The organism is Bacillus sp. V3-13, from assembly GCF_002860165.1.
Lineage (GTDB): Bacteria > Bacillota > Bacilli > Bacillales > Cytobacillaceae > Bacillus_BJ.
The window spans coordinates 1-10,790 of the sequence record NZ_PGUZ01000074.1; the positions used below are offsets into that span (position 1 = coordinate 1).

A 10,790-nucleotide genomic window follows, 5' to 3' on the forward strand; every position below is an offset into this window, starting at 1 on the left:
TAACACGGTTTCACTATGGCTTTTCTATTTTTATGGTGTTGCATTTGATTTTACAATTAACCTAAAGTAATTTTTTAACATGTTGTATGCGACACTGTTCATATATAATATCACCCTCATTACAGAGAGTCAACACAATTCAGGTGAATTCACAACTGGTATTTAAAACCAATAAACAGCCTTAAACACAGAAACGCCTGACGGTATAAATCACATAGTCAGGCGCTCTTTGCTTCAATAATATAATAAGTAGAAACTCGTCTATTTCCGGATGGAAATAATGTTTTCTTCCTTTGTATTTACACTTCCTGATTTGTTGATGGCAATTGATTCATCAGCAGAAAGGTTCGTAAAGACAATCGGTGTAATCGTCGAAGTAGCATTGTCTTTAATATAATCGAGATCTATCTTCAAGAGCGGTTGGCCGATTTTAACACGGTCATTTTCAGCAACCAGTGCTTCAAAGCCTTGTCCTTTCAAGTTAACCGTATCAATTCCGATATGAATTAAGATTTCCCTGCCTGCATCGGACAGGATTCCGATTGCATGCTTCGTCGGGAATAGGTTCACGATCTTTCCATCTACCGGTGAAACGACTGTTCCTTCTGTAGGGATGATTGCGAAGCCATCACCCATCATTTTACCAGAAAAGACGGCATCCGGAACTTCGGTAATCGGTATGATTTCCCCTTTAAGCGGAGAGACAAATACATCCTCTCCACCTTTTTCAGTTTGAAGCGCTTCTGGATTTACTTCTTCGATTTGTTGCTCGATACCTTTTTCAGGAGCTTTTTCGATAACCCGCGGCTTTTTGCCGTTCATAATATCTTTCATTTGCCCTTTAATCGTTTCAGAACGAGGTCCAAAGATTGCCTGTATGTTATCTCCAACTTCAAGAACTCCAGCAGCACCCAGCTTTTTCAGACGATCTTTATCTACATTCTTGATGTCATTAACGGAAACGCGCAGACGCGTGATACATGCATCAAGATGGGCAATGTTTTCTTTGCCACCCATTGCATCCAGGATGTTATAGGCCAAATCTCCAGCTTGGGTAGTTGTCATTTTTTCTTCCTTAACTTCTTCACGGCCTGGCGTCATTAAGTTAAATTTGCGAATCGCAAAGCGGAATCCGAAATAGTAAATGATTGCAAACACAAGGCCGACCGGTATGACAAGCCAAGCGTTCGTTTGCGGGTTGATTAATCCGAAGAGAATATAGTCAATCAATCCGCCGGAGAATGTCATTCCGATTTTTACATCTAATAAATGCATCGTCATAAATGACAGACCTGCAAAAATCGTATGGATTGCGAATAATAATGGTGCAACAAAAAGGAATGAAAATTCAATCGGCTCGGTAATACCTGTTAAGAAAGATGTTAAAGCAGCGGAAGCCATTAGTCCACCAACGATTGTTTTTCTTTCAGGACGAGCTTCCTGGTAGATCGCGAGTGCTGCGGCTGGCAATCCAAACATCATGAACGGGAATTTACCTGTCATGAACGTACCAGCAGTTAATTCTTGTACACCATCCCGGATTTGCTCCATGAAAATCCGCTGGTCACCACGAACGATTTCACCAGCAGCATTCGTATATTGGCCAAACTCATACCAGAAAGGTGAATAGAATATATGATGCAGCCCGAACGGAATTAACGCCCGTTCAATAACACCAAAAACAAAAGCTGATAAAGGCAAGTATGCGTGTACCATGTTTTGCGAGAACGTATTAAGACCGTTTTGAATACGCGGCCAGATGAGGATCATCAATAATCCCAAAAGAACGGCGCTTGCTGCAGTTACAATTGGAACAAAGCGTTTACCGGCAAAGAAGCCAAGGTAAGACGGCAGTTCAATTTCGTAAAACCTGTTATACATATAAGCAGCGAGAATCCCGACGATAATACCTCCAAACACCCCCGTTTGCAAGGTAGGAATACCAAGTACTGCTGCGTATTCAAGGCTGCCTTCCAAGTCGGCGGCTTCAATTCCAAGCACCGTACCCATCGTTACATTCATGATTAAATAACCGATGATCGCGGCCAGTCCGGCAACACCTTCACCGCCAGCCAAACCAATTGCAACCCCGACAGCAAAGAGCAATGGAAGATTGCCGAAAATAATATTCCCAGCCCCTTCCATAACCGAGGCAACCATTTCGACCCCGCGGTTTTCCAGAAAAGGAGCCAGCTCCAGCAATGCCGGGTTTTGGAGTGCATTACCAAACGCAAGCAGCAAACCCGCCGCAGGCAACAGCGCAACCGGAAGCATAAGCGCTTTACCAACTTTCTGTAAAACACCAAAAGCTTTTTTAAACATGTTAAAACCCCCAATTTAATAAAGTTTCGTTCATAAAACGTTTTCCTCATTAAGTATCAATGGTAAATAAAAAAGCATGAGAAAAGAATATGATTGAATAAGAGTTATATAAGGATAGAATACCCAGAACACTCCATTCCAATTATCTTCTTTACCCATCCCTGATCGATCAGTAACACTTTAAGTCAATAGCGCTAAGTGAACGTAAAAAAAAGAACCGCACATTGTACGATTCTCCAATTTTCTATTTAAGAACGAAAATGAAATAAAGGATGAAAATGATTGCCAGGGCATACATGATCGGGTGTATCTCGCGGCTGCAACCTTTGGTGATCATTGTGATCGGATAAAAAATAAATCCGATAGCAATACCGGTTGCGATACTGTACGTCAACGGCATCGCTATAATGGTTAAAAACGCTGGAACAGCAATTTCAAATCGGGTCCAGTCTATTTGTCCTAACGATGAAACCATCAACACCCCGACAATTATCAAAGCAGGCGCCGTTACCGGTGCTGTAATTACTTCAAGCAGAGGTGAGAAAAATAAAGAAAGGAGAAAAAATCCCGCTGTTACAATGGAAGCAAAGCCTGTTCTTGCACCCGCAGCCACTCCCGCCGATGATTCGATATACGAAGTCGTTGTCGATGTTCCTAAAACGGCACCGATGACTGTCCCACACGAATCAGCAAACAGAGCTTTTCCCGCGCGAGGAAGCTTGTTATCTTTTATTAATCCCGCCTGGTTTGCCACAGCAACTAAGGTTCCTGCTGTATCAAAGAAGTCAACGAACAAAAGCGTTAAGATTACAACCAACATTTGCACAGTAAGTAGCTGGCCCTCGCCGGTAAACGCCTGGAAAGCCGCCCCGAAGGTAGGTTCAATACTTGGCACCGCCCCAACTATTCCCGAAGGACTTTCAATTAAGTTAAAAATCATCCCGGTGATGGCGGTAATTACCATTCCAATAAAGATTGCGCCTCTAATCCCTTTTGTCATTAAAATAACAGTGATGAAAATCCCGAACACTGCGAGCATCGTATTTCCGTTTGTTAAATCGCCAAGCCCGACCAATACAGCATCATCATTTGTTATAATGCCGGCATTTTGAAATCCGATAAAGGTAATAAACAATCCGATCCCGGAAGCAACGGCATATTTTAATTCCGCAGGGATTGAATTAATAATTATTTCACGCAGTCCTGATAACGTCAGTAACATCATGATCAAACCTGAGATAAGTACACCGGAGAGAGCCGTTTGCCACGGAATCCCCATTGTAAGTACTACTGTATAAGCAAAAAATGCATTTAAGCCCATCCCTGGAGCAAGAGCAATCGGGTACTTCGCCAGTAATCCCATAACAAGAGACCCTAAAGCAGCCGCCAGGGCTGTTGCGGCGAATACAGACCCGTAATCCATTCTCATTGCATCCGGCAGATCAGGCACGGTTTGCAATGACAATGTGATTGGATTAACAATAAGAATGTACGCCATCGACAAGAAAGTTGTTAGGCCGCCAAGAAACTCGCGGCGGTAATTCGTGCCCAGTTCTTCAAACTGAAAATACTTTTTCATTCTCTTTTACCCCTCGCTTCATAGTCACAAAAAATGAGTTCGTTTATCGTCATATACCCGAAAAAATAAAAAAACGCACCAGTTCAGTGTTACCGGAGCGCTTGACGACAGGCCTGTGCCTCATGAAGGTAGTTGAAAGAAAATGAATAAAAACAAAAGACCCTTCCCTGAATAAAAACACATACCTCGTAGTCAAACTGTTTACGGCAGCTCGGTAGAAACTGTTGGGCCATATTCCCAAGATTATACGACGTATTATGACAATATTCTTTTTTCTTTATACATTTTATCAGGGGGCATATATCCCGTCAACAAAAAAACGAACATTATTCCTTATTTGTATATTTTTGTTCGTATTTCTGCTGTTTAAATTACCTTATTAAAATATAAGTGATAAGGAAGACCGGGATCCAGTCCGCGGTACTTTCCTTATCATTGCACCTCTTACTCCCACTCAATCGTTGCCGGCGGTTTGCTTGTAATATCGTAGACAACCCGGTTAATATGATCCACTTCATTCACAATCCGCGTAGAAATGATTTCCAGTACATCCCACGGGATCCGCGCCCAGTCGGATGTCATCCCGTCTATTGAAGTAACAGCGCGAATACCGATTGTGTAATCATATGTGCGGGCATCTCCCATGACGCCGACGCTGCGGATATCGGGAAGAACGGTAAAGTACTGCCATATATCGCGATCGAGTCCGGCTTTCTTGATTTCTTCGCGTAAAATTGCATCCGATTCCCGGACAATTTCCAGCTTTTCTTCTGAAATCTCACCAAGGACGCGAATTCCCAAACCTGGTCCCGGGAACGGCTGGCGCCAGACAATCTCATCGGGGATACCAAGCTCGGTGCCAAGAGCACGAACTTCATCTTTAAACAGTGTATTAAGGGGCTCGATCAGCTTGAATTGCATATCTTCCGGTAATCCGCCAACATTATGGTGCGATTTTATCGTCTGTGCCGTCGCTGTGCCGCTTTCAATAATATCAGTATAGAGGGTTCCCTGCGCTAAAAATTCGATTCCCTCAAGCTTTGTAGCCTCATCATCAAACACATAAATAAATTCGTTTCCGATAATTTTACGTTTTTGCTCAGGATCGGATATACCCTTTAGTTTGCTTAAGAAACGGTCCTTCGCGTCGACTTTAATCACGTTCATATTAAATCCATCGGCAAATGTTTTCATCACACTGTTGGCTTCATTTTTACGGAGGAGGCCGTGATCGACAAAAATACATGTCAGTTGGTCGCCGATCGCTTTATGGATCAACACAGCTACCACCGATGAGTCGACCCCGCCGCTGAGCGCACAGAGAACTTTTTTATCACCAACAGACTGACGGATTTTTTCCATCTCGATTTCAATAAAGTTTTCCATTGACCAGTCACCTGTGCACTCGCAGACAGTGAATACGAAATTTCTGATCATATCGTTACCATATACAGAATGCCTTACTTCAGGGTGGAATTGGACACCGTATAAGCGGCGCTCTTCATCACTGATTGCAGCAATCGGACACGACGGATTTGTGCCATCTACGGTAAAACCTTCAGGTGCTTCAACGACAAGATCGCCATGGCTCATCCAAACGACCTGCTCATCGGGAAGCCCGGCAAACAATCGATTTGGCTGCTGAACTTTCATGACTGCTTTTCCATATTCACGGGTTTTGGCGCGTTCTACCTTTCCGCCAAAATGAATCGTCATCAATTGCATTCCATAGCAAATCCCCAGAATAGGAAGGCCCAATTCAAAAATTTCTTCATCACAGCGGAAGGAATTTTCATCATAGACGCTATTTGGCCCACCGGAAAAAATAATTCCTTTTGGATTCATTTTCTTTATTTCTTCTGCCGTAATCGTATGGGGATGCAATTCACTGTAAACCCCAAATTCGCGGATTCTCCGGGTAATCAATTTATTGTATTGACTGCCGAAATCGAGAACCACGATCATTTCCTGGCTTTGCAATTCTGTTTTCCCTGGCAAAATGGTCACCTCGTTCAAATTTGTTGAAAACTGTCAGTTTAATTCTATTATTTACTGTCAGATTAAAAATCTTCAATAAACAAATAAAACCGGAATTCTCCCTGCAAAAATAGATGAAGGCAGAATTCCGGTTTTTATGCGTGCTGATAAAAGAATGATCTGCCTTCATAGTCAAATCATTTACGGTGATTTGGTAGAAACTTTCGAACCCTATTTTCGAGGATATATGAAGGATACGTACAAATATTTAGTTCCAAAACATTGTATCAGGTGATCATTTTTTTGGTCAAGCACTCGTTTTTTTAATTAAATTTTGCCACAATTCCTTCATTTCAGCCCAGCTGCCATCCTCAAGTTTTCCCCTGTATAAGAAGTGTTCATATTTATCGGTTAAATTGGACATTTCTTGCGACGAAAAGAAAGAATCAATATAATTGGCGTACTCTCGTAACGTCTGGTCGCCTTTACGGATTAGCCCAAAGCGGTCAAATTGCTTTAACAAGACTAAATAAGCCTTCGCGAAATCTTCATTGTCGTTTCTGTGCCTGAATCGCCAAATAAAGTAATATGGCAGCCATTTCGTCCTGTATTTATACAAAATGAACGCAATGATTCCTGCTCCGGCAGCAGCCAACAAGATTCGGTCCCAATGCTCAGCAAAGAAGTCTTTCACCGCTTCCCATACATTTTTGAAGGAAAACGTTGATTTGCTGTCAGAGCCTGGTTCTTTAGGTTTCTCAAGCTGGGGTGTCCGGGGTGTTTGTGCAGGTGTTGCTGTCTGCGTGTTCGGCTGCTGCGTTGTAACAGAGTCGAAATTGAAGATGGTACTATTTGAAAAGCCTTGCGTCGGTTCGAACTGAACCCAGCCGGCGTTCGGGAAAAATACTTCAACCCAGGAATGGGCGTTATTGTTTCTTATCTCAAAGATCCGCTTGTTACCGTCGCTCATCTCGATAAATTCCCCTTCAGTGAACCCTTTTACCCAGCGGGCCGGTATACCGAGTGTCCGCAGCATAATAGCCATCGAAGTCGAATAATTATCGCAATAGCCCTTTTTTGTCTCAAACAAAAATTGATCCACATAGTCATCATTTGGTCCCGGAATGGCCACATCGGTCTGGTCATAAGTAAAGCCGCTTCTGCCAAAATACTGTTCGATCTTCCTCGCTTTATTAAACCATGACGTCTCTCCTGCCGTAATGTTCTCAGCCAATTCCCTGACCCTGTCCGGAAGTCCGTCAGGAACCTGTGTATACTGCTCAATAAATGCAGCATCAAGTCCGGCACTATTGGCATTGGCCGTCTCCCGCAGCGCAGTCACACTGTATTCAGGAATTTCGTAAGTGACTGTGTACTGGTTAATCGGAGCCAGCTCGCCTGACCGAAGCGTATTAATTTTTTCCGTTACCGGATTTACCTCAAAGGAATAGCCGATATCCCCGGAAATTTCCTTGAGTCCGACCGGATATGTGATATGTGAATAATTCTGGCTGAAAAATAACGACCCTTTCCGCTCATCCGTTTCTACCCCATCCGCTATTGCAGAAATTGGCACAGGTTCATTTTCGGCAAATGGAACCATTGCTGGATTTTCCTCGGAAACGACCCAGCCTTTTCCCGTATATACATCCTTTGTCTCCACCTTCCAGTAATGGCGGGACTCGATTTCCGCTCTGAAGACGAGTTGTTCACTGCCTATGAATGGGCCGCCAAGCCGGGAATCATCTGTTCCATATCCAACTCGCCGTATGCCGCCCCCTTCTCCGCTGCCACTTTCCTGATTATAGGATGTAATAAAAGGAACAGGATCGGGCCAAATCGGTTCTGCCTTTGGAGCGATATAGCCGAAGATTGCACTGAAGGCGACCATCCCGGCCAACGGTACAATCCATTTTTTCGAAAAAAACGCGCCTTTATTAATCGATTCCGTTTCCACCAAACGGAAAAAAGTAAGCAAGCCCATCAACGTGAATCCGCCAATAACCGTACGGATGATAGCCCCATCTGCTTGATAAGGCGTGAACGTATCAAGGACAGTAATATAAATTAACGTCATAAAGAAGAAAATAAATATTTTCCGGCGGCTGATCAGCCAATATTGGATAAGGTAAGCCATTAGCCATAAAAGCACAAAGAATAACAGGCTCCGGAACATATCCGTCAGTTGCTGCCATTCTGCAGCCAGGACGAGCACTGCATTACTTTGAATATCGGCGATTAAAGACGGAAGCCACTGCAAACTGAAGAAAGAACCTTCAAGATGAAAATAGTTTAAAGCATACACAATATACAGAACTTTTACAGCCGCCCCAAGAACTTTCCCGGCTCCTATAATATATAGACCGAAAGCAACGATAAGAAAAATCAGGAACAGATGGATATTTCCTGTCGCAGTCAGTTGCTCAAGCGGCCGAAGCCATTCCCATAAAAGCAAAAACCCGAAAATATAGAGCAGAAAATTTGGAAAACCTTTTCCGGTTGTACTTGAGGTCATCATCTGTTCACCTCCGAAAACGCCTCAGTAAACTGGCCATTATGAATCATCACTACACGGACTCCCCTGGCCGTTGCAGCTGCTTTTAATGAGAGTTCATTGTGGGAAGGGGATTCTTTTTCATTCTTTATTAAAAATAACACAACAGAGCTCCTCCGCTGGACAAAATAGCCGGCTCTTTCAATCAGCGGTTTTGTCAGCTGGGAAGTCACGAGCATGATGGTCACATTTTGCTGGGTTAAAAAGGTCTCCGTTTCCAGGACGCGGTCCAGCATGACCGGACTTGCATCCCTTACTTTGGCAAGATGAAAAAAAAGCTGCTGTTGCTGGACCTCACCGCCGCGAATCGAAAAAGCTGCCCGTTCATCACTGGAGGATAACAGGCCTGCCTGGGCACCTTTGCGGAGAATTGCCCGAATAATTGACGCGGTAAACGAGACAATAACTTCAAATCTTCCTTCAGGTGCGCAATCCATCATAATATAAACATCATCCGATTGCCGCTGTTCGAATTGTTTGGTCATAATATCATTCCGCTTTGCCGTCGCTTTCCAATTGATCCATGAAAAGCGATCGCCGGGCTGGTATTCGCGAATGCCGATGGCCATCGACGTATCCCGCTGCACCCTTTCCTTCGATGCCGTCATTCCCTGGTCGTAATGGTTTTCCAGAGGACGATATATCAGCTCTTCAAAGGCCGGGTAAACAATTACTTTATCCTCGGCCGCAATTCGCTTTTCTTTTTCAATCAAACCAAGCGGATCGCCGGTTTTGACCCGAATGGCTGTTAACACATGTTCGCCCCTCGGCAGATCATCAATCGTATAGCGAAACGATAGCTTTTTCCTGAAGCCCGGTGTTAAAAAAGCCTTCGCCTGTTTCTGCTGGCGGGAAAAAGCCAATGGCTCACCAAAACAATCCTCAAGGACCAGATAAAACAAAGGGAATGCAAATCTTCTCGACAGGCGCACTTCGGCCTTCAATGTTTCACCTGAATTAAATTCATTCTTTACAAGTACCCTTTCTACTTCGATATCAGTAAGTGAGTAGAAGGCCAGGGCCAGGCCATAGAAAGCAAAGGGAAGAAAACTATAAAACAGAAACCAGCTGACAAATCCACCTTGAAACATTGCGTATGAAAAAGTGAGAATGACTAAAAACAATAAAACGATCAGCTTCCAAACGCTTTGCAGGTGAGCCCATTGATTTTTCATGCTACTTCACGAGCCTTTGTACAGGAACAGGCACCCTTGCCAGCACCCGGTTAATGATTTCTTCAGGGGAAATCCCTTCAAATTTTGCTTCCGATTTTAAAATAAGCCGGTGGGCAAATACATTCGGAGCGAGGTATTGGATATCATCGGGAATCACATAATCCCTGCCATACATAAAGGCAAAAGCCTGCGCTGCCTTCATTAAAGCAATCGAACCGCGCGGGCTGGCACCAAGATAAACACTTCCATGGTTTCTGGTCCGGTTCGCGATATCGACAATATATCTTTTAATCGTATCATCCACAAAAACCTCTTTGATTTGCTGCTGTAAATGCCGCAGCTCTTCAAGATCGACAACCGGCTCCAATTCTTCAATCGGCGGCACCTTTTGTGCCCGATTAAGCACTTCCATTTCCTCATCGATTTCCGGATAGCCCATCTTCATTTTTAACAGGAAACGGTCGAGCTGCGCCTCAGGAAGCGGATATGTCCCCTCATACTCAATCGGGTTTTGCGTCGCCATAACAAAAAACGGCCGCTCAAGCTTATGGGTCACTCCATCAATGGTAACACTGCCTTCCTCCATCCCCTCGAGCAAAGCAGATTGGGTTTTCGGAGAAGTACGATTGATTTCATCGGCAAGAATAATATTTCCCATAATCGGGCCAGGCCTGAACTGGAATTCAAGCTCTTTAGGATTATAGATAGATACTCCGGTCACATCGGAAGGCAATAAATCAGGGGTAAATTGGATCCGTTTAAAGTTGGCACTTACCGATTTCGCGATCGCCCTGACCATCATCGTTTTTCCCACTCCGGGAACATCTTCGAGGAGCACATGGCCCTCAGCCAATAATGCTACCAGACTTAATTCGGCGACATTCCGCTTGCCGGTCATGACTCTTTCAATATTGCTGATAATCTTTTCAATGGTTGGGTTCATTTGATCTCTTGCCATTGTTTCCCTCCTGGATCTCCCTATAAATTATCTCCCCTTCATCCGAAAAGGAAGTTCACTGCTCATAAAAACTGTCTATTCTTATATTCTTTAAATTCTGTAAAATTCCTGTAACAAAAAAGTAGGAATCGGGGAAAATACCGTTAATTAGACAAAAATCCCCATGATTACATAGACGTTAATCACGGGGAAAAAGTTTCGTATCATTCACTTTAAAATTTTTCC

At 43.7% G+C, this 10,790-nt stretch carries 6 protein-coding genes and 2 riboswitches; all 6 genes read right to left on the bottom strand.

Annotation, left to right across the window (positions count from 1 at the left end):
* Positions 1-261: 261 nt before the first annotated feature.
* Positions 262-2,322, bottom strand: a complete 2,061-nt coding sequence (gene ptsG / locus CU633_RS20385; RefSeq protein WP_101662394.1) for a glucose-specific PTS transporter subunit IIBC — start codon at positions 2,320-2,322, stop codon at positions 262-264.
* 244 nt (positions 2,323-2,566) lie between these two features.
* Positions 2,567-3,901, bottom strand: coding sequence for an NCS2 family permease (locus tag CU633_RS20390; protein WP_101662395.1), 1,335 nt, complete (start codon positions 3,899-3,901; stop codon positions 2,567-2,569).
* A 169-nt stretch (positions 3,902-4,070) separates the two neighbouring features.
* Positions 4,071-4,172, bottom strand: a riboswitch (purine riboswitch).
* 173 nt (positions 4,173-4,345) lie between these two features.
* Positions 4,346-5,866 carry a glutamine-hydrolyzing GMP synthase gene (gene guaA, locus CU633_RS20395; protein ID WP_180955054.1) on the bottom strand — a complete coding sequence of 507 codons (1,521 nt, stop codon included), beginning with the start codon at positions 5,864-5,866 and terminating at the stop codon, positions 4,346-4,348.
* 181 nt (positions 5,867-6,047) lie between these two features.
* A riboswitch (purine riboswitch) is annotated at positions 6,048-6,149 on the bottom strand.
* A 36-nt stretch (positions 6,150-6,185) separates the two neighbouring features.
* Entirely contained in the window at positions 6,186-8,396 is a 2,211-nt protein-coding gene (locus CU633_RS20400; protein WP_308314810.1) for a transglutaminase-like domain-containing protein, read from the bottom strand.
* Positions 8,393-9,607, bottom strand: coding sequence for a DUF58 domain-containing protein (locus tag CU633_RS20405; RefSeq protein ID WP_101662397.1), 1,215 nt, complete (start codon positions 9,605-9,607; stop codon positions 8,393-8,395). Before CU633_RS20405 ends, CU633_RS20400 begins: the two co-directional genes overlap by 4 nt.
* A gap of 1 nt (position 9,608) precedes the next feature.
* Entirely contained in the window at positions 9,609-10,565 is a 957-nt protein-coding gene (locus tag CU633_RS20410; protein WP_101662398.1) for an AAA family ATPase, read from the bottom strand.
* Positions 10,566-10,790 lie beyond the last annotated feature (225 nt).

Coding starts and splice junctions, on each gene's coding strand:
- ptsG (WP_101662394.1), bottom strand. CDS start 2,322: ATGTTTAAAAAAGCTTTTGGTGTTTTACAGAAAGTTGGTAAAGCGCTT.
- CU633_RS20390 (WP_101662395.1), bottom strand. CDS start 3,901: ATGAAAAAGTATTTTCAGTTTGAAGAACTGGGCACGAATTACCGCCGC.
- guaA (WP_180955054.1), bottom strand. CDS start 5,866: ATGATCGTGGTTCTCGATTTCGGCAGTCAATACAATAAATTGATTACC.
- CU633_RS20400 (WP_308314810.1), bottom strand. CDS start 8,396: ATGATGACCTCAAGTACAACCGGAAAAGGTTTTCCAAATTTTCTGCTC.
- CU633_RS20405 (WP_101662397.1), bottom strand. CDS start 9,607: ATGAAAAATCAATGGGCTCACCTGCAAAGCGTTTGGAAGCTGATCGTT.
- CU633_RS20410 (WP_101662398.1), bottom strand. CDS start 10,565: ATGGCAAGAGATCAAATGAACCCAACCATTGAAAAGATTATCAGCAAT.